The organism is Streptomyces sp. NPDC107454, from assembly GCF_055582885.1.
In genome coordinates, this window is record NZ_JBVJPA010000004.1 from 1 (window position 1) to 24760 (window position 24760).

Annotated in this window: 21 protein-coding genes and 2 pseudogenes; 7 read left to right on the plus strand and 16 right to left on the minus strand. The window is 70.8% G+C overall.

Annotated features, from left to right (window positions below; genetic code table 11):
• Nucleotides 1-120, plus strand: a pseudogene (locus ACZ69M_RS10160) (hydrolase); the annotation flags it as partial.
• Nucleotides 121-208: 88 nt separating this feature from the next.
• Here the strand turns inward: ACZ69M_RS10160 and ACZ69M_RS10165 are convergent.
• The 4 genes from ACZ69M_RS10165 to ACZ69M_RS10180 form a co-directional block, all read right to left on the minus strand.
• On the minus strand, nucleotides 209-1558 hold the full coding sequence (locus tag ACZ69M_RS10165; protein ID WP_470048412.1) for a jacalin-like lectin: 1350 nt from the start codon (nucleotides 1556-1558) through the stop codon (nucleotides 209-211).
• Between the two features lie 43 nt (nucleotides 1559-1601).
• The gene (locus ACZ69M_RS10170; protein WP_470048414.1) at nucleotides 1602-2987 is read right to left on the minus strand and encodes a glycoside hydrolase family 43 protein; all 1386 of its coding nucleotides are present in this window, start codon (nucleotides 2985-2987) and stop codon (nucleotides 1602-1604) included.
• 83 nt (nucleotides 2988-3070) lie between these two features.
• Entirely contained in the window at nucleotides 3071-4411 is a 1341-nt protein-coding gene (locus tag ACZ69M_RS10175) for an AbfB domain-containing protein (RefSeq protein ID WP_470049322.1), read from the minus strand.
• A gap of 161 nt (nucleotides 4412-4572) precedes the next feature.
• Complete coding sequence (locus ACZ69M_RS10180) at nucleotides 4573-7122, minus strand: beta-L-arabinofuranosidase domain-containing protein (RefSeq protein ID WP_470048416.1); 2550 nt, start codon at nucleotides 7120-7122, stop codon at nucleotides 4573-4575.
• A gap of 246 nt (nucleotides 7123-7368) precedes the next feature.
• On the opposite strand from ACZ69M_RS10180, the gene ACZ69M_RS10185 reads away from it, so the two are divergent.
• Nucleotides 7369-7884 (plus strand): phosphatase domain-containing protein, encoded by a 516-nt coding sequence (locus ACZ69M_RS10185; RefSeq protein WP_470048418.1) that lies wholly within the window; start codon nucleotides 7369-7371, stop codon nucleotides 7882-7884.
• A gap of 192 nt (nucleotides 7885-8076) precedes the next feature.
• On the opposite strand, the gene ACZ69M_RS10190 is transcribed toward ACZ69M_RS10185, so the two are convergent.
• The 3 genes and pseudogenes from ACZ69M_RS10190 to ACZ69M_RS10200 form a co-directional block, all read right to left on the minus strand.
• On the minus strand, nucleotides 8077-8292 hold the full coding sequence (locus ACZ69M_RS10190) for a dodecin (protein WP_352047419.1): 216 nt from the start codon (nucleotides 8290-8292) through the stop codon (nucleotides 8077-8079).
• Nucleotides 8293-8422: 130 nt separating this feature from the next.
• Nucleotides 8423-8560: pseudogene (locus ACZ69M_RS10195) on the minus strand (integrase core domain-containing protein); the annotation flags it as partial.
• Between the two features lie 249 nt (nucleotides 8561-8809).
• A complete protein-coding gene (locus tag ACZ69M_RS10200; RefSeq protein WP_470048420.1) occupies nucleotides 8810-9427 on the minus strand; it encodes a TetR/AcrR family transcriptional regulator in 618 nt (205 codons plus the stop codon).
• A gap of 68 nt (nucleotides 9428-9495) precedes the next feature.
• Between ACZ69M_RS10200 and ACZ69M_RS10205 the strand changes: the two genes are divergently transcribed.
• Entirely contained in the window at nucleotides 9496-10830 is a 1335-nt protein-coding gene (locus ACZ69M_RS10205; protein ID WP_470048422.1) for an alpha/beta fold hydrolase, read from the plus strand.
• 231 nt (nucleotides 10831-11061) lie between these two features.
• On the opposite strand, the gene egtD is transcribed toward ACZ69M_RS10205, so the two are convergent.
• Genes egtD through egtA form a run of 4 tightly spaced genes read right to left on the minus strand, consistent with a single transcriptional unit; the run spans nucleotide 11062 to nucleotide 15447 of the window.
• The gene (gene egtD, locus ACZ69M_RS10210) at nucleotides 11062-12024 is read right to left on the minus strand and encodes an L-histidine N(alpha)-methyltransferase (RefSeq protein WP_470048424.1); all 963 of its coding nucleotides are present in this window, start codon (nucleotides 12022-12024) and stop codon (nucleotides 11062-11064) included.
• Complete coding sequence (gene egtC, locus ACZ69M_RS10215; protein ID WP_470048426.1) at nucleotides 12021-12830, minus strand: ergothioneine biosynthesis protein EgtC; 810 nt, start codon at nucleotides 12828-12830, stop codon at nucleotides 12021-12023. Before egtC ends, egtD begins: the two co-directional genes overlap by 4 nt.
• On the minus strand, nucleotides 12830-14152 hold the full coding sequence (egtB, locus tag ACZ69M_RS10220; RefSeq protein ID WP_470048428.1) for an ergothioneine biosynthesis protein EgtB: 1323 nt from the start codon (nucleotides 14150-14152) through the stop codon (nucleotides 12830-12832). The genes egtC and egtB overlap by 1 nt, the downstream gene beginning before the upstream one ends.
• The gene (gene egtA / locus ACZ69M_RS10225; protein WP_470048430.1) at nucleotides 14149-15447 is read right to left on the minus strand and encodes an ergothioneine biosynthesis glutamate--cysteine ligase EgtA; all 1299 of its coding nucleotides are present in this window, start codon (nucleotides 15445-15447) and stop codon (nucleotides 14149-14151) included. The genes egtB and egtA overlap by 4 nt, the downstream gene beginning before the upstream one ends.
• Nucleotides 15448-15725: 278 nt before the next feature.
• Between egtA and ACZ69M_RS10230 the strand changes: the two genes are divergently transcribed.
• Nucleotides 15726-16616, plus strand: a complete 891-nt coding sequence (locus tag ACZ69M_RS10230; protein ID WP_470048432.1) for a TIGR02452 family protein — start codon at nucleotides 15726-15728, stop codon at nucleotides 16614-16616.
• On the opposite strand, the gene ACZ69M_RS10235 is transcribed toward ACZ69M_RS10230, so the two are convergent.
• Nucleotides 16570-17025: a type II toxin-antitoxin system PemK/MazF family toxin gene (locus ACZ69M_RS10235; protein ID WP_470048434.1), complete on the minus strand. Its 456-nt coding sequence runs from the start codon at nucleotides 17023-17025 to the stop codon at nucleotides 16570-16572. The genes ACZ69M_RS10230 and ACZ69M_RS10235 overlap by 47 nt on opposite strands.
• A gap of 59 nt (nucleotides 17026-17084) precedes the next feature.
• On the minus strand, nucleotides 17085-18035 hold the full coding sequence (locus ACZ69M_RS10240; protein ID WP_470048436.1) for a LysR family transcriptional regulator: 951 nt from the start codon (nucleotides 18033-18035) through the stop codon (nucleotides 17085-17087).
• A gap of 167 nt (nucleotides 18036-18202) precedes the next feature.
• Between ACZ69M_RS10240 and ACZ69M_RS10245 the strand changes: the two genes are divergently transcribed.
• Entirely contained in the window at nucleotides 18203-18727 is a 525-nt protein-coding gene (locus ACZ69M_RS10245; RefSeq protein ID WP_470048438.1) for an SRPBCC family protein, read from the plus strand.
• Between the two features lie 127 nt (nucleotides 18728-18854).
• Here ACZ69M_RS10245 and ACZ69M_RS10250 read toward each other — a convergent pair whose 3' ends face one another.
• The 3 genes from ACZ69M_RS10250 to ACZ69M_RS10260 form a co-directional block, all read right to left on the minus strand.
• A complete protein-coding gene (locus tag ACZ69M_RS10250) occupies nucleotides 18855-20360 on the minus strand; it encodes a flotillin family protein (protein ID WP_470048440.1) in 1506 nt (501 codons plus the stop codon).
• A 145-nt stretch (nucleotides 20361-20505) separates the two neighbouring features.
• A complete protein-coding gene (locus ACZ69M_RS10255; protein ID WP_095857581.1) occupies nucleotides 20506-20724 on the minus strand; it encodes a hypothetical protein in 219 nt (72 codons plus the stop codon).
• 108 nt (nucleotides 20725-20832) lie between these two features.
• Complete coding sequence (locus ACZ69M_RS10260) at nucleotides 20833-22257, minus strand: amidase (protein WP_470048442.1); 1425 nt, start codon at nucleotides 22255-22257, stop codon at nucleotides 20833-20835.
• Between the two features lie 170 nt (nucleotides 22258-22427).
• On the opposite strand from ACZ69M_RS10260, the gene ACZ69M_RS10265 reads away from it, so the two are divergent.
• Together ACZ69M_RS10265 and ACZ69M_RS10270 are read left to right on the plus strand one after the other, a co-directional pair.
• On the plus strand, nucleotides 22428-23462 hold the full coding sequence (locus ACZ69M_RS10265) for a LacI family DNA-binding transcriptional regulator (protein ID WP_470048444.1): 1035 nt from the start codon (nucleotides 22428-22430) through the stop codon (nucleotides 23460-23462).
• A 98-nt stretch (nucleotides 23463-23560) separates the two neighbouring features.
• On the plus strand, nucleotides 23561-24739 hold the full coding sequence (locus ACZ69M_RS10270; RefSeq protein WP_470048446.1) for a 4-hydroxybenzoate 3-monooxygenase: 1179 nt from the start codon (nucleotides 23561-23563) through the stop codon (nucleotides 24737-24739).
• The last annotated feature ends 21 nt before the right edge of the window (nucleotides 24740-24760 follow it).

The following is a 24760-nucleotide window of genomic DNA, read 5'->3' on the forward strand; positions in this document are numbered from 1 at the left end:
GGTGACAGTTCGCCGATCGACGACGGCACCGGCCAGTCCGGCAACACGCTGTACGACGGCTGGAACGACACCGGCGCCACCAACGCCGCCCTCGCGCTGAACGCCACCGAGTGGCTCTCCTCGTGAGTGAGTGAGTGAGTGAGTGAGCAAGTGAGCCCGTGGCCCCTGGTGTGCGCACACCAGGGGCCACGGGCTCGGTCGTGTCCGGTCAGCGCTGGGTGTAGATGAAGCCGATCTTGTCGACCTCGTCGCCCGTGCGACCGTGGAACCCGGCGATCTGCCAGCCCGACGGCGCCGTGCGGGTCACGCAGTCCGAGGTCGTCGTACCGCCGGCCAGGCTGTTGCCGAGGTTGGTGGTGAACTTGGCGTAGAAGATCCGGGTGTTGCCGTCCTTCACGCCCTGGCACAGCTGCGCCGAGGTGACGTACTCGCCGCTGCCGAGCGTGAGCGACGACGCGGTGCCGCCCGTGCCGCCGTGGGCCAGCGTCGTGCCATTGCTCAGCGTCAGGCCCATCTGGTCGACGCGCGAGCCGCTGCGCAGGGTGAGGGCCGTCGCCCTGGCCCCGGCCGGCACGCTGTCGATGTCGTTGAAGTAGTCCCCGTGCGGGCCGCCGAACTGGTCGCTCAGCTGGAAGGCGGTGTTGCGCGACCAGGCGAACTTGGCGGTGATCGGGTCGTGGTCGGAGAGCATCAGCCCGTCCGAGGTCAGGAAGCTCGCGTGCTCGTTGTTGTAGCTCGTGGCGTTGAGCGTGACCAGCTTGCTGCCGCGGTACAGGATCTTGTCCACGACCTCGCAGGTGTTGGGCACGGTGGCGCCGGTCTGGTCGCAGACCAGCGCGTCGCTGCCCTTGGCCGGCGGGGTGCCGCCCCGGATGAGCTTGACCCAGGCGTCGGTCAGGCCGTTGGCCGCGCCGAACTCTGCGATCGTGTCGCCGGTGCGCGTGTAGCGGGTGTTGGTGTCACCCATGACGACCACGGCGTTGCCCTTGGAGTGGCTCTGGATGAAGGCCGTGAGCTGGTTGAGGTTGTCCGCCCGCGAGGCCAGGTCGCCGTCGTTCGTGCCCGCGTTGGTGTGCAGGTTGTAGAAGTCGACGTAGACGCCCTCGGCCAGCCGCTCCCGCATGAACGTGAAGCCCTTGGGGGTCAGGCAGTCGCCCGAGTCGATCTGGCAGGAGTTCCAGTGCACCCGCTCGAAGTCGTCGGTGTCGTAGGAGATCTTCGACAGTGTGTTGAGCCCGCTGCCGATCCCGGCGCCACCGCTGGTGGGTGTGCGGTAGGCGTGCGTGGTGTCGCCCGCGTAGAGATAGGCGTGGTAGTTGAAGTCCTCCTCCACGTGGACGATGTCGTACGGGCCGAGCCGCTGGCCTATCGCCGTGGTGCTGGTGTCGCGCGGGGTCGAGGCGCTGGAGAGGCTCTCGGGAAGTCCGGCGACGTTGTAGCTGAGCACGTTGAAGGTGCCCGAGTCGGCGGCCGCCGCGGCGGGCGCGGTTGCCGTGAGTCCGCCGAGGGCCGCGGCTGCCGCGGCCAGGGTGGCGAGGACTCTTCGGAGAGGTGACATGGGGGTGTCTCCTGGGGACTGGATACCGGGGGGTGACGGGGCGTCAGTAGCCGACCGAGAACGTGGCGTCGGCCTTTTCGGTGCTGGTGGAGATGGGATCGATGCGCAGGACGTAGTTTGCGTGGCGGATGTGACGGTCCGGATAGTTGAAGGAGCGGAAAGATGACCAGGAGGTGTCGGCCAGGCCCGCGGTCCGGTAGAAAGTGGCGTCCTGCGCGAACGTCGTCGTGCTGTCGTTGACGTCGAGTTGCAGCTGGTAGTTGTAGTGCCGCAGATAGCGTGTGGGATAGCTGACGGACTGGAAGGACACCCCGGAGCTGTCGGCGAGCCCCGGCACGAGCTTCCACTCCGCGTCGGTGTACGGGTCGAACGGGTAGGCGTCGATCCGGCCGACGTAGTTGGCGTGGCGGACGTAACGGTCCGGGTAGTTGTAGGACTTGATGCGGTTCCAGCCCGGCTTGCCGTACGCCGCCACGAGGTTGTCGTACTCGGTGGTGGTGATCGGCTGGATGGTGCCGTGCTTGGAGTTGACCGGCTGGGTGTAGAGCCGCTGGTCGACCGCGGTCCAGGTGCCCGAGGCCAGGTCGCTGGTCTGCCAGGCGTAGAAGACACCGTTGGGGGTGTAGGTGTCTCCCCAGAGGTACCAGGTGCTCGACGTCTGGGACTTCACGAGGATCGGGGCCTCGGTGCCGCCGTGCGCGACGGGTGTGCTGAACACGGTGAAGCTGCCCGGGTCCAGGGAGGTCGACTTGGCGCCGACCAGCGTCTGGTCCTTCTTGAAGTAGAGGTAGTTGACCCCGCCGACGCCCACGGCCAGGTCGCCGTCGATGATGTCGTAGCCGGGGTCGAAGAAGACCTGGGCCGTCGACGCGGTCACGAAGTCGGTGGTGTAGTTCACCATGATGACGTTGTGGCCCGTGGAGTTGACGGCCGAGTAGATGATCCCGTACTGGCCGCGTCCCGCGTCCCAGTACGCCTCCGGAGCCCAGCTGTGGGTGGCCATGTCGTGCAGCTTCAGCCGCCGGTAGCCGGTGAAGGAGCGCAGGTCGGCGGAGTCCCAGACATGGATGTACTGGCTCTGCAGGCTCCAGTCGGTGCCCTTGAGGTCGGTGGCGAGCACGACGAATGTGCCGTCCTGCTTGCGCAGGATGAACGGGTCGCGCAGGCCGCCGGTGCCCCCGGTCGGGGTCACGACCGGGTTGTTCTGGTTCAGCGGCATCCACTGGAGCGAGTCGGTGCTGACGGCGAGATGGAGGCCGTAGTCGTCACCGAGGCCGTTCGGGGACTCGGTGAAGTAGCCCATCACGTACGCGGACCCGGTCGCGGCGCGGGCGGACGGGGCGCCGACGGCGAAGGAGGCGGTGAGGGCGGCCATCGCCCCCAGCACGGTGCGGCGGGACGGCTGAAGGGGGCCCGGGCTGTCGCTCATCAGGTTCATCTCCCTCTCTTCCTCGGGTGAGGCTGTGGATGCGGATATGGCTGTGGATGCTGATGAGGCCCCGGCTGCGGCGCTCATGCCCAGGCCGTCACGGGTACGAAGGAGCTGTCCTGGCGGAAGAGGTCGGTGCCGTCCGACACGTCCACACGGAGCTGGTAGTCGTAGTGGCGCAGGTAGTAGCCCGGGTAGTTGTACGACTCGAAGCGGACGGCGCCGTCGGGGGTGCCGGTGCGGAGGACGAACGTGGCGTCCTTGGCGAACGTCGACGTACCGTCGGCCGCGTCGAAGCGGGCCCGGAAGTCCCAGTGGCGCAGGTAGTTGCCGGCGGCGTCCCGGAAGGAGTAGGCGTTCGCGTCGGCGAGGCCCGGCACCACGGTGAAGGCGGACGCCTGCTTCTCGGCGGCGGTGCTGGAGCTGCTGACCACGGGCAGGTTGAGCAGCGTGGACTGCTCCTGCCAGTAGCGGGTGGAGTAGTTGCCCGACCGGAAGGAACGGGTCACGCCCGTGGCCAGGTCGACACCGCCGGACACCGTCTCCTTGATCACGGTGAAGTGGCGGGCCGTTCCGGAGATGCCCGGCAGTTTCTTCGGGGCGGTCCAGGTGGCGAAGGTGTCGTAGCTGTCGCTGTAGTAGTAACTGCCGTCGCCGTAGCCGTCGAAGAAGATCCGCCAGGCGCCGTTGTCGAGCTGGATCACCGAGGGACCCTCACGGGTGCCGCCCCAGCCGGCCCAGTCGCCGGTGCGGCTGATGGTGTACGGCCCGGTCAGGCTGGAGGCGGTGGCGTACTCGATGTACTTCGTCGTCTCGTTCTTCGGGAACGCGTGGTAGGTGGAGCCGATCTTCACGATGAACGTGTCGATGTGGTTGGCACCGATGCCGGACAGAGCTACGGGTGAACTCCACGCGGTGAGGGCGGAGTTGGCGGCCTTCATCACATACGGCGTGAAGATCCACTCGTTGTCGGTGGTCGAGCACGACACGATGACGTTCACGCTGCCGTCGCTGTCGACGAACCACTCGGGCGCCCATGCGCGGGACAGACCGGTGAGCGGGACCGTGTAGTCGTACAGGAAGGCCCAGTTGGCCCGGTCGGAGCTGCGGGCGAAGCCGATGGTGGTGCTGACGTCCTGCCAGGTGTGTGTGGTGTAGGTGATGTAGTAGTAGCCGTCGGTGTGCTTGAACACGCTGGCGTCGCGGATGCGGTTGCTGGGCGGGGTGTAGGCGGAGGACTTGACGAGCCGGAAGTCGGTGGCGTCGTCCGACTGGTACACGTTCACGGTGCCGTCGTCGCTGTTGAGGAACGGCACGATGGTGTAGCGGGTGGCGGAGCCGTGGGCGGGGGCCGCGGCGGCGGCCGAGCCGAGCAGGCCGGGCAGTTCGCCCAGCACGAGTGCGGTCGCGGGTATGGCGACCATCGCGCGCAACAGACTGCGGCGGGACGGGTCGAGCGGCGTCGAGGACGCGTTCCGGTCGGGGGTGATCACTTTTGCGGCTCTCCTTGTATCTGTTGATCCGGGTGAGGGCGCGGCGGCTCCGCGTCCCCACCCGTCCTGCGCACACGTCGAGGTGGCGTCGCCTAGGCCTGGGCCAGGGCGGCGACCTCCTCGGCCGTGAGGGTCTTGCCGTACACGCGGAAGTCGTCGACCGCACCCCTGAAGAAGGGGTCGGCGTACTGCGACCTGCCGAGGTACCCGGCACGGATGTGGTTGCCGAAGTAGCGTGGATCCACGGTGACCTGGGAGTTCCGTCCGACCTCCTGCCCGTCCACGTACAGGAGGGCGGTCCCGCCGCCGTACGTCACCGCCACATGCACCCAGCGGTCGGTGGGCAGCGGCGCGGCGTCGATGCGTTGCTCGGCGCCCGCGCCCCCGGCGGTGATGGCGTAGCGGAGGGTGCCGTCGCCGCTGAGCGGGGTGAGGAACATGTTGGCCGTGACGCCGGTGCCGAGGTCGAACACCCGGCTCCAGACGCCGGGTTGGCCGTCCAGCCGCACCCAGGTGGCCAGGGTGTAGACGGTGGCGCCCGCGAGGAGGTCGTCGGCCAGGCGTACGTACCCGTCCGTGCCGTCGAGCGCCACCGCGCCACCGTCGGCGCCGGCCGCCGTCCAGGCGGCACCGCCGACGAGCTGGGCCGCCTTCCCGTTCCCCGTGGCGTCGGCGGCCGTGCTCCCGGAGGTCTCGTCGAAACGGTGCCAGGCGGCGAACTCGGGCGGCGGGGGCGGCGGTTCACCGGTCTGCCAGTACACGGAGTAGTGCTGGTGGTGCACCCGGGAGATGGGCAGCAGTGAGACGTCCTCGCCGTCGGCGCGGGCGGTGAACCGCAGCGGCTCCTGCGACTCCTGCCGTACGGATCCGGTGTCCAGGCGCGGCAGCCACGGCGTCGCCCGGTCCCCGTACGCCCCTGCCAGGACCACCGGGCCGTGCAGTACCGCCTGTACGTCGGGGTCGTCGGGCGTGGGCTCGATGACCGTGCGCATGGGCAGCGACACCTCGACCCGGTCTCCGGCCCGCCACTCCCGGTCGAGGGTCAGCCAGCTGCCGGGCTTAGGACGGTCGGGCAGGGCGCGGCCGTTGAGCGTCGCGCGGGCGTCCGCGGTCCAGGACGGGATACGGATGAGCAACTGGTGCGCGGCCCGTCCGGCGGTGACGGTCAGCACGGTCGACGACCGGTCGGGGAAGGAGGTGGTCTGCCGCCAAGTGATGTTCCGTTCCCGCCAGTTGACCTGCGACGGGATGAACAGGTTCACCAGCAGCCGGTGCCGGTCGTGCGAGTAGACCGTGTCGGCGAACTTCGCCTGCGTCTCCATGCCGGTGCCGTGGTCGCAGGAGAAGTTGTCGTAGTCGGTCGAGTACGCGTCCGGGTCGGTGCCCATGAAGGACGGCTGCTGCTTGACGGCGCCGGGGCCCAGGCCGGTGTAGTAGATGTTGAAGCCGTGCGTCGAGTCAGGGTCCTGCTCACCGAGCATCTGGTTGAACAGGGTGCGCTCGTAGTAGTCGAGCAGATCGATGCGCCGGGGTGTGCGGAAGTGCAGCAGGCGGGTCAGCTTCAGCATGTTGTAGCTGTTGCAGTTCTCGCAGGTGTTGTTGGACAACTCGCCCGCGATGACGTCCGGTTCGTGAAAGCCCTCGCCGTTGCTGTTCCCGCCGATCACGTAGGTGTGGTGGTCGGTGACCATCTGCCAGAAGTTCTCGGCGATCGTGCGGTAGCGGTCGGGCAGACCCTCCTCCCACAGGCGCAGGGCGCCGACCATCTTGGGGATCTGGGTGTTGGCGTGCAGCCCCGCGAGCTTGTCCTCGTTCCTGGCCAGCGGGTCGAAGACGCGGGCGTGCGTGAAGCGTTCGGCGACGGCGAGCCACTTGGCGTCGCCGGTGAGGGCGTGCAGATCGGCGAGCACGTCGTTCATGCCGCCGAACTCCGTCTCCAGCACCCGCTGCATCTGCTCGTACGGCAACGGCTCGGTGCGCCGGTCGACCCACTCGGCCTCGCGCAGCGCGACGTCGAGGGCCTGTCCGCTGCCGGTCAGCCGGTGCTGCTCGACCAGCCCGGCCATGATCTTGTGGATCGTGTAGTACGGCGCCCATACGCCGGTCCCGGCTTCGAGGCGGTCGAAGAAGCTCTCCGGGAACGCGGACAGATAGCCCGCGCCGAAGCCGGCGGCGGGGGAGGCGGCCTGGCACTCGGCGAGCGCCGCGACGAGCCGGCGACCCTTGTCGCGCAGGGCCCGCTCCCCGGTGTTGGCATAGGCGAGGGCGAGCCCGGAGAGCAGATGGCCGGTCGAATGGCCGCGCAACTCGACGCTCGGGCCCTCCCAGCCACCGCACGGCTGAGCGGTGCTGGGCAGGCCGACGTTCGTACGGAAGGTGTGGAGCAGCCGGTCGATGTCCACGAAGCGCAGATAGGCGGAGTTGCGCTGCTGGTTGGCCCGGAAGGCGCTGTCCAGGAGGGTCACCGAGCCGAGGGGGAACGGCTCGACGGGTGTGGTGGCGTCGTGGGCGCCCGGGGCGCCCGAGGCGTTGGTCCCGGTCGAGGCGTGGGCCGTGCCGCCGCCGGCCGCGGCCAGGGTCAGGGCGGCCGCGGACGTGCCGGTGACGGCGAGGAAGTGACGTCTGTCGAGTGGGGGGTTCACAGCGACCTCCGCATGCCGGAGAACCGGGCGGTGGTGTCCCTTCACCGCCCTGCTCTCGTTCGAAATACCGAATGTTGTGCGACATGCTGTGCAATATGCAGTGCGAGGCATCACGGTAAGGGCTTGCTGGGTGATGTGAATAGTGCTTGTGGTGAAGGAAGTTGGCGCGAGAGGGCCACGGGTTCACAGGGGCGGGCGGCGGCTGCGGTGCGCCGGGTGTCGGCGGCCCTGTTTAGGGTGGTCCGCGTGACGGAGAAGACCAGGAAGAAGACCGGGGAGAAGACCAGCAGACCGCTCGCCGTGTTCGACCTCGACGGCACGCTCGCGGACAGCGCGCACCGGCAGCGGTTCCTGGAGCGCAAGCCGAGGGACTGGGACGCGTTCTTCGCGGCCGCGCCGCAGGATCCGCCGCTCGCGGAGGGGGTGGCCCTGGCGTTGCGCAGCACGCAGGAGTGCGAGGTGGTCTATCTGACCGGCCGTCCCGAGCGCTGCCGCCGTGACACCGTCGAGTGGCTGGCCGCGCAGGGGCTGCCCGAGGGGCGCGTCTGGATGCGGCGCAACGACGACCGCAGGCCCGCCCGCCACACCAAACTGGACGTCCTGCGCCGGCTCGCGCGCGAGCGCGAGATCCACGTCCTGGTCGACGACGACGAACTCGTCTGCGACGAGGCGGAACGGGCCGGCTTCAGGGTCGTCCGAGCCCGCTGGGCCACGGCGTCCGCGGCCTTGAAGGACGCACAGGAGCGGGAGGGATGGACCTAGTCCAGGGGTCCGTCGGGGGAATCGAGGGGGCCCTCGGAAGTTGCCGCACCGTGGGTGGGTGGGTGGGTGGGTGGGTGGGTGGGTGGGGTGGAGTGGGCCGGGGCTTTTGCGTGCGGTGGCGCCACCGTTGTGGGGCATCGCATGCCGGTCAGGGCGGCCAAGGGCCTCCCGGGGCTTCAGAAGCCCCGGGGCTCAGGCGCCGTCCTCCAGGCGGAAGCCGACCTTCAGACCGACCTGGTAGTACTCGACCTCTCCGTCCACGATCTGCCCCCTGACCTGGGTGATCTCGAACCAGTCCAGGTTGCGCAGGGTCTGCGAGGCCCGGGAGATCCCGTTGCGAATGGCCTGGTCGACGCCCTCGTGGGAGGTGCCGACGATCTCGGTGACCCGATACGTGTGGTCGGACATGCGGGTGCTCCTCTCCGCCGTGGCGGGTGCGCCACGCGTCACTCCACGGTGCCTCACGGTGCGGCGGTGCGCGAGATGTCGGGGCACCGTGGGTGACCCAGGTGCATGGCCCTGTGAGGTTGGGGACGTGTCGTTCCTGCCCCGAGCGGCAGGGGCGGGCGTGAGCCCATGAGTCGGGCAGGGTGGAGTCGAGCAGAGTGCGGTTGAAGCGTTCGACCTTGCCATGGGTCTGCGGCCGGTAGGGCCGGGTGCGCTTGTGTGAGATCCCGGCAGAGGTCAGTTCCACCACGCTGTCGGCCGTCGCGACGGCGACGTCGAGCGCCTCGTGCAGTGTGCCGGGCGGGCCGGCGTCCCGCGTCGCCCGGGTACAGATCGCGGTCAGCTCGGCCTCGTGCTCGGCGCGGTAGCCGGCCGGGTGGAGGCGCAGCGCCCAGCGGAGGACGCGCGTCGGGTGCCGCTCCGTCATGCCAGGGCCCCAGCCAGGACCGGGAGGGCCCGAATACCGGCCCTGATCCTGTCAGGGAGCGAGTTCGGCTTGGCGAAGGCTGCGGAACACCGCTGGGGTCGTCCATCCGCGCAAGGTGGCGTGAATCGCCGACCGGAATGCGGCCTCGGCCGTGGCGGCGTCGAGGGCCCCAGCCAGTTCGAGAGTCACGAGCCCGTGCAGGGTGGCCCAGATCGACAGAGCGATCGACGTTGCCTCGCCGACGAGGACGGACGCCGTCAAGGCGCGATCGATCGCTGCGAGGAGTGGACGGATCGGGTCACTGGCACCGACCTCACCCGACGGGTCGAAGGACTGCACGCCACCGAACAGCACCGTGTACAGGTGGCTGTGTTCGCGCCCCCAACGACGGTAGGCGATGGCCAGCGCGTAGAGGTCGGCGAGAGGGTCCGTGGAGGTCTGCGCCGCCGACAGGTCCTGGAACAGGCCGGCGACTGCTCTGTCGCGCACCGCACCGATCAGCCCGTCCTTGTCACCGAACAAGGAATACACCGCCGTGGTCGACGCCTCGGCAGCAGCGGCCACGGAACGGACCGTGAGCGACTCTCGCGGACGGGTGGCGAGCATCTCGGTCGCGCACACCACAAGCCGCTCTTTGACGGCCTCGTCGTTTGTTCTCGGCCTACCCACGACCAGCAGCCTACCCTCTTTGATAACGTCGTTTTGAAACAGAGTTCTGAAACTGTTGGAGGTCCGCCGTGCCCACGTCCGCCATACGTCTCGTCCGCTTCACCGGACGCTTACTGCCGGCCCTGGCCGCCGTCGCGACGCTGGCCGTCGTCTTTCTCGCACTGATCGCCCTCACAGACGGGGCAGGCTCGGGGCTCGCCGCATGGCTGACGACCCTTGGAGTCGGGGCTGTCCTCGCCATGTGGCGGGGCCGGCGCCGCACTTGGCCGGCGCGACTCGTGCCGTTCCTGCCGGTGGTTGTCGCGGCAGCACTGACGGCGGTGGTCTGCATCCCGACCGTGCCGACGGCCCGGCGGTACCCGTCCGCCCTGCCGTTCGTGACCACGCAGCACTGGAGCCTGTCGACCGGCAGCCGCGTCGCGGTGTATCACTACCCGCCCGCGAACCCCGGCCCCCGGCATCCCATTCCGTTCGTGTACCTCAACGGCGGACCCGTCCGTGGCATCTCGGTGCTCGACCACCGGTTCCTGCAACTCCTGGCACGCCAGGGCTACGACGTCTACGCCTACGAACAGGCCGGTGGCGGACGCAGTGACCTGCTCCCCATGGGCCAGTACACGATTGCCAGGTCGGTCCGCGACCTCGCCGCCTTCGTCGACCGCCTGGACAAGGGCAAGGTCGACATCCTCGGATTCTCCTCAGGCGGGGCCGTGCTCACCCGAGCCCTGGCCGACCCGAGCGTCGCCGCACGCTTGCACCGGGCGATCATCGCCGAGCCCGGCCCCATGGACGGCCCCACCGCGCACATCACCGGGCACAAGGGCCGAAAATCCGCACGAGGTCTCGCGTCGGCCATGACCGGACCGCGATCGACGCACACCCCCCGGTACGCCGTGGCATTCGGCCTCATGCGACTCGGCCTCCTCAGCCCCGCCACCGGACTGATCGGACAGGCCGAAGGTGACAACGCCTTCACCGCCGCGGACCTCGGCAGCGACACCGCATCCGCTTACTGCGCGCGCGACGCGCACCGCATCCCCGCTGAGGACACCGCACAGAACTTCTCCTTCAGCCCCGCCGCCAGCCTCCGCGTCCAGCAGACGGTCAAGGACTCGCCCTCCATCGCACCGCATCTGCGCCAGTCCCGGACCCCCGCGATGCTGATGATCGCCGAGTGCTCCTCCCAGGTCCGTCAATGGGCGACCGCCATCCTTGCCGATGACCCCGCCATCCAGCGCACGCAGTACATGCCAGGAGTCGGACACCACATGTGGAACGGCCTGGACGACAACAACGACCGAGCCACCGCCGTCATCACTGCGTTCCTTCAGGACAAGCCGGCCCTCCTGCCGAACTACCCGACCCGCGACGAGATCCCCAGCTTCCTGCGCGACCACAAATGAAGAGGTTGTAGCCCGTCACCGGCAACGGCGGGCGAACCCTCGAAGCCGTCCGGGGCTGCGCCAGGTACAGCCAAGGACGACCTCTCAGTCCGGAAAGGAGCGGCCGGCCTCGGCGAGGGCATGGACCTTGCGGGCCCGGCCGTCCACGACCTGGTCAACTGGTCATCCACACCAGGCCAGAAGGCCCTCACCCGGGTGGCCCACCGTCGAGGCGGGCCACCCGGGCGGGTATCAGCGGACCACGCTCAGCGACAGGGCGAAACGGCCCTCCCGGTCCGTCCACCAGTGGGCCAGATCGAGCCCGGCGGCGGCGAGTTCGCGACGTACCCCGTCCTCGCGGAACTTCGCCGAGATCTCGGTGCGCAGTTCCTCGCCGTCGGCGAATTCGACCGCGAGGTCGAGCGCGGGGATCTTCACCGTCTGTTCGGTCAGCGACCGCAGCCGCATCTCGATCCACTCGCGCTTGTCGTCCCAGAGGGCGACATGGGCGAACGCGGCGGGGTCGAAATCGGCGCCGAGCTCGCGGTTGACGACGTGCAGCACGTTCTTGTTGAACGCGGCCGTCACCCCCGCCGCGTCGTCGTACGCGGCGACCAGCACCGACTCGTCCTTGACGAGGTCCGTACCGAGCAGCAGCGTGTCGCCGGGGGAGAGCAGCGCCCGCACGGACGCCAGGAACGTCTCCCGTTCGGCGGGCAGCAGATTGCCGATGGTGCCGCCGAGGAACGCCACCAGCCGCGGCCCCGGTGTTCCCGGCAGCGCGAGGCCGCCGGTGAAGTCGGCGATCAGCGCGTGCACGCCGAGCCCCGGATGCTCGGCGATCAGCGCCTGCCCGGCCTGGGTGAGGGCGCTCTCGCTGACGTCGACCGGCACGTACGTGTGCAGCCCCGGTAGCGCGTCGAGCAGATGGCGGGTCTTCTCGGACGAACCGGACCCCAGCTCGACGAGGGTGCGCGCACCGGTCGTCGCGGCGATCTCGGGGGCCCGGGCGATGAGGATCTCGCGCTCCGCCCGGGTGGGGTAGTACTCGGGCAGTTCGGTGATCTGGTCGAACAGCTCGCTGCCATGAGCGTCGTAGAACCACTTCGGCGGCAGGGTCTTGGGGGTGTGGGTGAGGCCGTGCAGGACGTCGGCGCGCAGCGCGGCGTCCGTGGCGTCCTCGGGCAGGGTGCGGGTGAGAAGGAACGGGCTCACGTGCTGGGCTCCTTGGTGCGTGCGGATGCCAAGGGGTCGTGCGCGCCTTCCTGCGCGTGCGGGTCCTTGAGCGGGGTGAGCAGGACGTCGGTGCGGCTCGCCGCGAGCAGCGTGCGGTCCGGCACCTCCTGCCAGTGGGGGTCGTCGTCGTACGGCTCGGACGCCACGACGGTGCGGCGGCCGGGCTCGGCGAGGTACCAGAGGGTGTCGCCCCAGGCCGTCGCGGAGATCGTGTCGCCGGTGGTGAGCAGCAGGTTGAGCCGGGATCCGGGGGCCGCCTCGGCGACCTCCAGGACGGTGTCGGCCAGCGCCTGGCCCTCGTTGTCACCGGAGCGCAGCCGGTGCAGGAGCAGCGCCCAGACGAGCGCGGAGTCGCAGCGGGCCTCCAGGGACAGCAGTTCGGCCGGGGGCAGGCTTGTCACCAGCGGGGCGAGGGAGCCCGGCCAGCCCCGTACGGCGCCGTTGTGGCTGAACAGCCAGCGGTCCGCGGCGAACGGCGCCGCCGCGGCCTCCCCGTCAGCTCCCGCCATGGTGGCGTCCCGTACGGCGCCGAGCAGCGCCGTGCTCCTGACGACCCGGGCCAGGTCCGCGAAGGACTGGTCGCCCCAGATCGGCCCGGTGCGCCGGTACCGCGCGGGCACCGGATCCCCTTCGGCGTACCAACCCACGCCGAAACCATCGGCGTTGACCGTCCCGTGCCGCTGCCGGCGTGGCTCCCACGACTGCCGGAACAGACTGTGCGGCGGTTCCACGAGGAGTCGGCCGAGCGGTTCCGGCGGTCCCAGGTAGGCCAGGTGACGGCACATCAGGCGACCCCGTCGCGGGCCGTGCGGAACCCGGAGAAGATCTGCCGCCGGATCGGGTAGTCCCAGTTGCGGAACGTCCCCCGGCAGGCCACCTGGTCCACGGCGAACGAGCCACCGCGCAGCACCTTGTACTCCGGACCGAAGAACACCTGCGAGTACTCCTTGTACGGGAACGCCGCGAACCCGGGATAGGGGTGCAGGTCGCTCGACGTCCACTCCCACACGTCACCGATCAACTGCCGTACGCCGAGCGGTGAAGCCCCCGCCGGATAGCTGCCCGCCGGGGCCGGACGCAGATGGCGCTGGCCGAGGTTGGCGTGCTCGGGGGTGGGGTCGGCGTCGCCCCACGGGTAGCGCGTGGAGCGGTCGGCCGCCGGGTCGTGGCGGGCCGCCTTCTCCCACTCGGCCTCGGTGGGCAGCCGGCGCCCCGCCCAGCGGGCGTACGCGTCGGCCTCGTACCAGCTGACATGCAGCACGGGTTCGTCGGGCGGTACGACCTCGGTGACGCCGAAGTGACGCCGCAGCCACTGTCCGCCCTCGCAGCGCCAGAACAGCGGCGCCTCGATGCCGTGGGAGCGGATGTGGGACCAGCCCGCCGGGCTCCACCAGCGTTCGGTGTCGTAGCCGCCGTCCTCGATGAAGGTCTGGTAGGCGGCGTTCGTCACCGGAGTGGTGTCGATGAAGAAGGGCGGGACCTCGCGTCGGTGGGCGGGGCGTTCGTTGTCCAGGGCCCACGGCTCGGTGGACGTGCCCATCGTGAACGGGCCGCCGGGGACCAGGACTTCGGCGGGTCCGGTGAACGGCGGCACGGGGGCGGGGTCCGGCGCGGTGAGGGCGGCGGGCCCCTTGCGGAGCTGATGGGTGATCAGCATCGTCTCGTCGTGCTGCTGTTCATGCTGGGCGATCATCCCGAACGCGAAGCCCGCCTCGGTCAGCGGCGTGCCCCGGAACGCGGTGCTCTCCAGCACGTCCAGCGCCCGTCCGCGTACCTCGGCGGCGTACTGACGGGCCTCGGCGGGCGGCAGCAGCGGCAGCGAGGGCCGCTCGGCGCGCGGATGCTCGAACGCGTCGTACAGCCCGTCTATCTCGGGCCGCATCGCGTCCCGCCCCGCGACCGCACGCAGCAGCCACAGCTCCTCCTGGTTGCCGATGTGTGCCAGGTCCCAGACCAGTGGGGACATCAACGGCGAGTGCTGCGCGGTCAGTTCGGGCTCCTCCACGCAGGAGGTCAGGAGCGCGGTGCGGTCGCGGGCCGTGGTCAGCGCGTCGAGCGCGCGCTCCCGCAGTGACTCCGGATCCGTGGGTGTTGAGGGGGCGGTCATGTGCGGATGTCCTTCCCGTCGAGATGACCATGGAATCGGCTGTGGAAGCGGTTCAGCAGATCGTCGGCGGGGCAGCGGCCCCGGGCCACATAGCGGTCCGTGAACTCCGCGACGGCCTCCCGCACCTCGGCGGTGGCGCCCAGGCGCGGCAACGCCTCGGCGGCGGCCGCGAAACAGGTGACGGCGGCCTCACGCAACTCGGGGTCGGTCAGGCCGTACCGCGCGGCGTCGTTCCACAGCGGGTTGCACGGAGCGGGCCGTGCCTCGGCGCGTTCCGCGAGGGGTTTGACGGTCCGGTAGGCGACCTCCGCGGCCTCCGGGTCGTCGAACAGTGCCGCCGTCACCGCCAGCGGCACGATCCACCCGTCGTCGCCGGGCTGCGCGTCGATCATGCGCAGTTCCAGATGGCCGCGCGGGCGGACCGGCGGGAACAGCGTCGTCAGGTGGTAGTCGAGATCCGCCCGGTCGGGCGGTGTCTCGGACCTGGTCCACGCCCGGAAGGTCAGGCCCTCCGGTACCTCCCAGGGGCCGTCCGGCGCCCGGACGCACATCACCGGCGCGTCCAGGACGTGCCGGGCCCAGGCGGCGCGCGGATCGCCGCCCAGCGGGGGAGCGGCGGAGCGTCCCGGGTCCATGGCCGCCCACAGGGACTGCCGCGTGGAGCGCCAGCCCGTGTACCGGCCACCGGCCACCGGCGAGTGCGCGAACGCGGCCACCAGGACCGCGCCCAGCTGGTGCGCCAGCCACCAGCGGCGCCCGTGCCCCAGGGGGCCGGGCTCCTCGTATCCGGCGTCCAGGCACACCTGGACGGAGGCGGAGGAGCACATCATGGCCCGCCCCTCCGGGCCCGCCCGGTCGAGGTACTGCTCCATGGCGTCGTAGCGCGGCTCATGGAGAAAGCGGCTCGGGGGGTTCCAGGGGTCCTGGCCGTACCCGCTGAGGCCGAGATCCGCCTCGCGCAGTACCGCGCGTACCGCGTCGAGGTCGGCGGAGACGGACCCGATGCACTCCATCAGGGAGGCGGCGGGAAGGGAGCTCAGCTCCAGCTGTCCGCCGGGTTCGACGGTGAGCGCCGAACGCAGGGGCAGGGTCCGCAGTGCGGCGTACGCCGCTTTGAGTCGTTCGGGTGATGCCGGGAGCTGCGGCTGCCGCAGCTCGTGGACGAGCCATTCCACTTCGACACCGAGGGTACGAGGCGGTCCGGTCTTGAAGCAGATGCCTCGGACCAGCGCTTCCACCTCGGCCTCGGTGACGGCGGAGCGGCGCTCCGTACAGTCACTCACCGAATCGGACATGTCGGGATCCTCCTGAGATTCCACCATGCCGCCGGCCCGACTTCTGTGGTGCCGGACCGGCATCGCTCGTCCCACCCAAGACCCTCTTGGCGGTTCGCACAAGGGTGCAAATCGTCGCTCGCGGGTTCCGGAGGCGCTGTTTGCCGGGCCGCGAGGCGCTGTTTACGGGGCTGGGAAATTCCGTTGCGCCGTAGGACCAGCATCGCTCACGATGCGTTCATGGGCACGACGGGGGAGATCGCGAGGGGCGTCCTCGTGGCGCGTACGGGGGTCGCGCCATGAGTGCGCGCCTGCGCGCGCTCGCGCAGCAGACGCAGGAGATCGTCGCGGCGGGCGGGTACCGCGCCTCCGACGGGCGCGAGGTGTCGATCGCCGCGGCCGTCGAGGCCGCGCGGACGGGAACGCGCATGTACGGCCCCGGACCGGTCGGGGCACCAGCCGCCGGCCCCTCGCGCGAGAGCACGCTGTTCGAGGTGACGGGCGAGAGCAGTCTGGAGGCCGCCCGACGGCTCGTGCGCAAGGACGCGGGGCGCCCGGCCGACCCGGTCGCCGTCCTGAACTTCGCCTCGGCGCGCAACCCGGGCGGCGGCTTCCTGAACGGCGCACAGGCCCAGGAGGAGGCCCTGTGCCGGGCCTCGGCGCTGTACACGTGTCTGCTGCGGGCCCGGGAGTTCTACGACCACCACCGCGCCCACCGGGATCCGGTCTACACGGACCGTGTCATCCACTCACCCGCCGTGCCCGTCTTCCGTGACGACCGCGGAGCTCTGCTCGACGAGCCGTACACGGCCGGATTCCTGACCGCCGCCGCCCCCAACGCCGGAGTCGTCCTGCGCACGGCCCCGGAGCGCGGGCCCGACTTGGGACCCGCCCTGGCCGTACGCGCCGAGCGCGTCCTGGAGACCGCCGCGGCCCACGGCTACCGCCGGCTGGTGCTGGGCGCGTGGGGCTGCGGCGTCTTCCGGAACGATCCGGCGCAGGTGGCGGGCGCGTTCCACGACCTGCTGGTCACGGGCCGCTTCGAGGGTGCTTTCGAGCAGGTCGTGTTCGGCGTCCTGGACCGCACGGGAGATCAGGCGACGCGAGGCTCCTTCGAGCAGACGTTCGCCCAGGTACGGGCCCTCAACGCCAGCCGTACCGCTCCTGCAAGCGGCGCACGACCGAATTGAACCGCATCCGGTCCAGCGCACAGGCCTCCCGCCGCATCCCGTCCTCGTGCAGCCGCAGCACCCGGTCCACATCCACCCACGAGTCCCGCCCCGACCGGTCCCAGGGCCCGCTTCCGATCGGCACCCACTCCCGGTCCCCGTCGTGCCGCTTGCTCGACAGCTGGACGGCGAGCAGCGTGCCGGCGTCCTCGCGGGCGACGACGAGCACCGGACGGTCCTTGCCCCGCCCGTCGTTCTCCTCGAACGGCACCCATGTCCAGACGATCTCGCCGGGATCGGGGTCGCCGTCGTGCGCGGGCGCGTACTCCGTCCGCACCCGTCCCACCTCGCGGGGTTCGGCCTCGGTGGTCGCGGAAGGGTCGTAGCGGCCGGGAACGTCTTCGGTGGTGTCATCGGTAAAGGCAGTCACGCGGCTCACGTTAGAGCCTGCCCTGTCCAACCCGCCGAGCGGGTGGCCGAGATGGCGGACTACCAGGTCCGCGCCGCGTGTTGGAGGCGGTCGCGGACCCGTACGACGTCCGGGTTGGCGTCGGCGCCGGGGCGCTGCACGAGGAAGAGGGTGTTGAGGGGCGGTTCGACCGGCTCGTGGAGCAGCGCGAGGCGTCCGTCTGCGAGGTGCTCCTCGCAAAGGGAACGGGGCAGCACGCTGTAGCCGGCGCCCGCGGTGACCGCGGAGACGACGGCGTACAGGTTGGGCACGGTGACCGCGGCCCGGGCCGCGAGCTGTTTGCCGAAGACGTTGCGCCAGTACCGGCGCACGAGGGGCAGGTCCTCGGCGTAGGTGACCAGGGGAACGTCCCGGACCGCGGTGCAGATGTCCTCGGCCGACGGGTGCTCCCCGACGCGCCGCGCCCAGCTCGGAGCGGCGACCAGGAGGTACTCCTCGTCCGCCAGCGGCAGTGCCGCGAGGCGCCCGCGCGGCCGCCTGGTCGCGATCAGCAGATCGTGGTGGCCCGCGCGCAGGTCGTCCACGAGGGGTTCGGGCAGCCCCTGCGTGACGCGCAGTTGTACGCCCTCGGCGACGAGCGGCGCGAGCGCGGGCAGCACGCGGGTGCACAGCAACTCCGAAGGCCCGGCGAGGTGCACCGGCGCGGCCTGCCCGCCGAGTACGTCGCTGCGGCCTTCCAGGGCGGCGAGCGCGTCGAGAGGGCCCGTCACCTGGTTCGCCAGGTCATGGGCGAGGGGCGTGGGTTCCACGCCGCGCGGGAGGCGCGTGAACAGCTCGCGTCCGGTCTGCTGCTCCAGGGTGCGGATCTGGGCGGTCACGGTCGGCTGGGAGAGGCCGAGCAGCGGGGCGGCGCCGGTGAACGAGCCGGAGCGGTAGACGGCGAGGAAGGTCCGCAGCAGGTTCAGATCGACATGCGGCGTGATCCTTTCCCGGGCGGAGAGGGGCGAGGTCTCCTCGGTCGCGTTCTTCATGCCGACCAGCCTAACCCCGGCTCCCATCGGAGTACCGATGGGAGGAATCTGCTCTCCTATTGGCTGTCGAATGGCGGCCGGGCCTAACGTCGAATCGTCGCCACTTCCCGCGACGCCCCGGACACCCCCGCCGAACACCCTCTTCGTACCTCCTGAAGGGACCTGCCATGACCACCCAGAACGCGATCACCTGGCCCGAGCGCTACCTGCCGGGCACCGGAGACAACTTCGTCTCCAACGAGGTCGTCGTGGCTGGCCTGAGCGCCGCCGACGTCTGGCGCCACCTCGTCGACACCTCGCGGTGGGAGTCGTACTACGACAACGTCGCCGACATCAGCTTTCCGCAGGGCGGTGGCCCCGTGCTGAGGGACGGCATCCACTTCGGCTTCGGCACCTTCGGATTCCCGCCGCTGGACGCGCACGTCGTGGAGTTCCAGGCGCCCGCCGAAGACACCCCGGGCCGTCTGTCCTGGACGGCGAAGCAGGACGGCACGCCCGAGGAGCGGCTCGACGTCCTGCACGCCTGGCTCGTGGAGGACCTGCCCGGCGGCCGGGTCCGCGTCCTCACCCAGGAGACCCAGATCGGCCGGCCCGCCGCCGCGCTGGCCACCGAGCGGCCGAACCCCATGCTCAACGGCCACCAGGCCTGGCTCGACGGCCTGATCGGCGCCGCGGCCGAGTCGGCCGAATAGACCGATGGGGCGGAACAGGCCGAGCAGCCGGAGCGGAGGGCCGAATCGCCCACGCAGAGCGGGCGACGAGGGACTGGAACACCCTCGTCGCCCCGCCGGGATCAGTCCCCGGCGCTCTCCTCAGATGTCACAGCTTGCCGTCCCCCTCCACCGGCACCTTCTCCGTGCGCGGCGGTACGGCCCCGTTGAGCCCGGTGGCGCCGTTGCTCCCCGTACCGTTGCCGGCCGTCCCGTCCTGGTTCATCGACGAGAGCAGCTGACGGGCGAGGCCGAGGCCCGTGCCGCCCATGGTGAGCGCCTTGGCGAACATGTCCGACATACCGTCGGCGCCGTTGAGCAGCACCATGTGGTCGACGTTCCCGAACGCGCTGGCGCCCGCCTGGACGATCTCCGGCCAGTTCTCGGCGAGCTGCTGGGCAACCACCGCCTCCTGGTTCTCGGCGAGGGCCGCGGCCCTCGCCTTGATGGTCTCCGCCTCCGCGAGACCCTGCGCCCGGGTCGCCTCGGCCGCCGCGAGACCCTTGGCCTGAGCCGCTGCGGCCTCGGCCTCACCCGTGGCCCTGGTCGCCGTCGCGGCGGCCGCACCCCGGGCCTTCGTCGCCTCGGCCTCCGCGTTGGCGGCCGTCTTGACCCGGTTCGCCTCCGCCGCTGCCGCGAGCTCGGTCTCCTTGGCCTTGGCCTCAGCCGCCGAGATACGCGCGTCACGCTCGGCCTCGGCGCGGGCCCGCGTCTCGTACGCCTGGGCGTCCGCCGGCTTGCGGACGTCCGCCTGGAGCTGCTGCTCACGACGGAGGGCGTCGAGCTCGGCGATCCGGGTCTCCTGCACGACGACGTCCTGCCGGGCCGCGGCGTCCGCGAGCGGTCCGGCCTGCCGCGCCTTCGCCGCCGCCTTGTCACGCTCGGCCTGGTAGCCGGCCTGAAGGATCTCGCTGTCCCGGGTCGCCTCCGACATCCGGGCCGCGGCCTTCTGTTCGGCCTCGGTGGCGAGACGGTTCGCCTCCGCCTGCGCGATGCGCGCGTCCCGCTGCACGGCGGCGGCGTGCGGCATCGCGAGGTTCTTGATGTACCCGGTCGGGTCCTCGATCTCGTGGATCTGCAGCGAGTCGACGATCAGACCGAGTTTCTCCATTTCCGTACCGCACGCGGCGCGGGTCTGGCCGGTCAGCTTCTCCCGGTCGCGGATCATGTCCTCGACGGTCAACCCGCCGACGATGGACCGCAGATGACCGGCGAACACGTTGTGCACCCGCTCCGACATCATCTTCTGCTGGTCGAGGAAGCGACGCCCCGCGTTGGCGATCGACACGAAGTCGTCGCCCACCTTGAAGATGACCACACCCCGCACCTTCAGCGGAATGCCCTGGGTGGTCACGCAGTCCACGTGCAGCTCGGTCTCGTTGAGGTCGAGCGAGATCTTCCGTACCGCCTGCACACCCGGCAGCACCAGCGTGCCGCGCCCCGTCACGATGCGGAATCCCATGCCCTCTTCAAGGCCTTCGGTCCGATGCTTCGAACCGGAGATGATCAGTGCTTCGTTGGGCTCCGCGACACGCCACATGAGCTTGAAGACCACAACGATGAAGATCAGTGCGAGGACAACAGCCCCCGCCACGACGCCGACAACCATCGGCATACGCCCCCTTTGGATGGTGCCCTATCGGCACCGAACGAAGGGAGTGTGCTCCTGCGCAAGACCGGGGTACAGACGCTGACGGATCCTTGTTGCAATCTTGACGCACACCGCTCTCACCTGGGGCGGAGCGTGCACAGACGAGCCGTCAACTGTCGTACGCGGCCGATACGTACACCGTGCGCGGCGGCAGGTACTCGACCACCATCACCACCGTGCCGCGCTCGATCCGCTCCTTCGCCGCGGCCGGGTACGCGAGGAAGTGCTCGGCGCCGCCGCGGACCCGGACGATCACCTCACCGACGAGCCCGGGTCCGACCGTGCCGGTCACCCGCCCCATCAACCCGACCATCGACGCATCGTCCATGGGGCCAGCGTACGGCCGAAATCCCCTGGTCAGTGTCTTCGCGGCGAACTCGCTCACCGGCACGCGCCCCGAACTCGCCCACCGGCACGTGCAGTCGACCCGACTCGTCTACACCGCGGGGGAGTCCGCGGGCGCCCCGTGCGGCGGCCAGTGTTCGTGCCAGCGCTGGTCGGCCTCCAACTGGGCGGCCAGGGAGACGAGCAGCGGTTCGCTGTTCGCCGGACCGAGGAGCTGGGCGCCGACCGGCAGGCCGCCGTCGACGAACCCCGCGGGGACGTTCACCCCCGGCCAGCCCAGGATGTTCCACGGCCAGGCGTAGGGGCAGGCGGCGATCATGGCGCGGTCGGTGCCCAGGCCGTTCAGGTCCATCATCGAGCCGATGCGCGGCGGGGGAGCGGCCGTGGTCGGCGCGAGCAGGACGTCGTACGTGTCGAAGAGCGCGCCGATCCGCCGGTGCAGGGACGCCTCGGCGCGCCGTGCCACGCGCAGGGGTGCTCCGCCGAGCAGTCGGCCGAGCCGGGCCGCGCCCAGGGTCCGCCGGTCGAGGAGGTGCGGGTGGGGCAGGTCACGCACTCGTTCGGCGATCCCGGCCGTCGCGCGCGGGATGAAGGTGAGCCCGATCTGCCCGTACCGGGGCTCGGCCTCCTCCACCGTGTGGCCGAGCGCCGCGAGCCGCTCCGCGAGCGCGAGCACCCGCGCCCGTACGACGGGGTCCAGGCGCGCGGGCAGGGCCGTGAACGGTGGTTTCAGCGACAGCGCGATCCGCAGCCGGCCCGGCTCGCGGCCCGCCGCCTCGGACACCCGCAGCGCGGGCGGGCGGTGCAGATCGCCGTCGTGGTTGCCGCTCGCCGCGTCCAGGAGCAGGGCGGCGTCCGCGACCGTACGGGCGAGGGTGCCGTTGACCGTGATGCCCTGGAAGGACTCCGCGCGCGGCCAGGTCGAGATCCGGCCGCGCTGCGGCTTGATGCCGATGAGGTGGGTCCAGGAGGCCGGGATGCGGACCGAGCCCGCGCCGTCCGAGCCCAGCGCGGCCGGGACAAGGCCCGCCGCGACCGCCGCCGCCGAGCCGCCGGACGAGCCGCCCGGGGTGTGCTCGGCGTGCCAGGGGTTGCGGGTGGCGCCGAAGGCGGGCCCCTCGGTGAACGGCCACTGGCCGAGCTCGCAGGTGTTGGTCTTGCCGATGACGATCGCGCCGGCCGCGCGCAGCCGCCGTACCGCCTCCCCGTCCTCGGCCTCGGGCGGGAACACACCCCGGCAGCCGAACGCGGTCGGCTCGCCCGCCACGTCCATGTCGTCCTTCACCGCCACCGGTACGCCGAGCAGGGGCCTGCGCACTCCGGCGGCGAGTTCCCTGTCCGCCGCGTCGGCCTCGGCGATCGCCGCTTCGGCGCGCACCACCCGGAAGGCGTTCAGGGAGTGCTGCGTCGCCTCGATACGGGTCAGCGCCCGCTCGACCAGCTCGCGTGCGCTCACCTCCCCGTGGGCGAGGGCGCGCGCACACTCCGCCAGACCTGCGGCACGGTCGTGAGTCATACCTGACCACCTCCGGAGCACGTCGTCTACCGCACGGTAAACGCACCACGGGTCATCCCGCACGAGATGCGGAAGTTCCCTCGCGGAAGCGGGTGTTCCGGCACCACGGGCTCACGAGGTTCCCCCGGCGCGAAGGAGTGACCGGGGTTTCTGCAAGGATGCGAGACGTCATGGTGCAGATACCGAAGCAGCCCGTCCCGCCGACGCCCGCGCAACGACCCGTGCCGACGAGTGCCGATGTGGCACGCCTGGCGGGCGTCTCCCGGGCCACCGTCTCGTACGTACTGAACAACACCAGCGCCGTCCGGATCAGCGAACCCACCCGCCGCCGCGTCCACGAAGCGGCCAAGGAACTCGGGTACGTTCCGCACGCCGCCGCCCGCTCCCTGCGCGCCGGACACAGCCGTATGGTCCTGATGCCCGCGCCGAGCGTGCCCGTGGGACCGCTCTACAGCCAGTTCTTCAACGAACTTCAGTGGGCGCTGGGCCGTCTGGATTACACGGTCGTGCAGTACGGCAGTGTCGGCCTGCACGGCGACGAGGCCGCCCGCGCCTGGGCGGAGCTGCGACCGGTCGCCGTGCTGGTGCCAGGCAGCGACCTCGGCCCGCAGGGCGTGGCCGTCCTCAAGCGCTCCGGCGCCCGGGCCGTCGTCACGCTCGGTCCCGAGCGCGTCGAGGGTGCGCACGCGCTGCTCATGGACCACGACAAGGTCGGCCACAGCGCGGGCGTCCACCTGCTGGCCCGCGGCCGCCGCCGGATCGGCGTCGTGGTGCCCGAGGAACCCGGCCTGGAGATCTTCTCCCAGTCCCGGCTCGACGGCGTACGCCGGTCCCTGACCGGCACCGACGCCACCGCGACCGCGCTGCCGCTCGCATACGAGGAGGGCGCCGCCGCCCGGCTGGCGGCGCGCTGGCGCTCGCTCGGCCTGGACGCCGTGTTCGCCTACAACGACGAGTACGCCATGCTGCTGATGCGCGCCCTCCAGGAGGAGGGCGTCGGTATCCCGGACGAGACGGCCGTCATCGGCGCCGACGACCTCATGCTCGGGCGACTGCTGCGGCCCCGCCTCAGCACCGTCCACATCGAACTGCCGTCCGGGCGCGACCTCGCGGAACTGGTCGACCGGGTGGTGCGCGAACCGGGCGCGGCGCCCGAGACCCACGAGGTACTGGGCGCGCGGGTGGTGCACCGCGACTCGACCTGAGAGAGGCTGTAGCTGGTCCCCGGCCGCATCCAACCCGTTCGGACCGGATGCGACCCGTTCGGACCGGATGTGGGCTGATCAGGTACGGGAGGCGCGCCATGCGGACCACGGTCGGCATCATCGGCGGCGGTCCCGCCGGGCTCCTGCTGGCCCGGCTGCTGCACCGCGAGGGCATCGAGTGCGCCGTGCTGGAGAGCAGGTCGCGCGCCCACGTCGAGCACCGCCAGCGCGCCGGGATGCTGGAGCAGGGCACGGTCGACGCCCTGCGCGCGTGCGGAGCCGCCGACCGGCTGGACGCCGAGGGCCTGATCCACCACGGCATCGAGCTGCGCTTCGACCGCGAGCGCCACCACATCGACTTTCCCGCCCTGACCGGTGGCCGTACCGTCACGATCTATGCCCAGACGGAGATCGTGAGGGACCTGGTCGCCCTCCAACTCGCCGCCGGGCCACCGCTGTTGTTCGAGGCCGAGGCCCTCGCGGTCGAGCGCCCGGAGAGTCACGCGCCGGTCGTGCGTTTTGTGCGGGAGGGCCGTGAACAGGCCCTGAGCTGTGCCTACGTGGCGGGCTGCGACGGCTACCACGGCATCTCCCGCAACGCCTTTCCCGCCGCCCGGAGCCGCACGTACGCGCACGACTACCCGTACTCCTGGCTCGGGATCCTCGCCGATGTGCCGCCCTCGGGAGAGGAGTTGATCTACGCGCGCGGTGCCGGCGGCTTCGCTCTGCACAGCATGCGCTCGCCGACCGTGTCCCGGCTGTACTTACAGGTCCCGAACGGTACCGACGTCGCCGACTGGCCCGACGAGCGCGTCTGGGACGAACTCGCCGCGCGCTTCGCGGTCGACGGCGACTGGCGTCTGGAACGCGGCCCCGTCTCCTCCAAGTCGGTCACGCCGATGCGGAGTTACGTCCACGAGCCGATGAGTCACGGCCGGCTCTTCCTCGCGGGGGACGCCGCGCACATCGTGCCGCCCACCGGGGCCAAGGGGCTCAACCTCGCCGTCTCCGACGTTCGGGTACTGGCCCGCGGACTCATCGAGTCGCATCGCACGGGATCGACCCAACTTCTCGACCACTACTCGGACTTGTGCCTCGAGCGGGTGTGGCAGGCCACCCGCTTCTCGTACGACATGACTAGGATGTTGCACGCTCAACCAAATGGGGATGTCTTCGACCACCGGATCCAGCTCGCCCGGCTGCGCCGGATCACGGCATCCCGCCACGCGGCCGCCGAACTGGCCGCGAACTACACGGGACTGCCGCTGGGACCATGAGTCCCGGCGGTGAACAGTGAA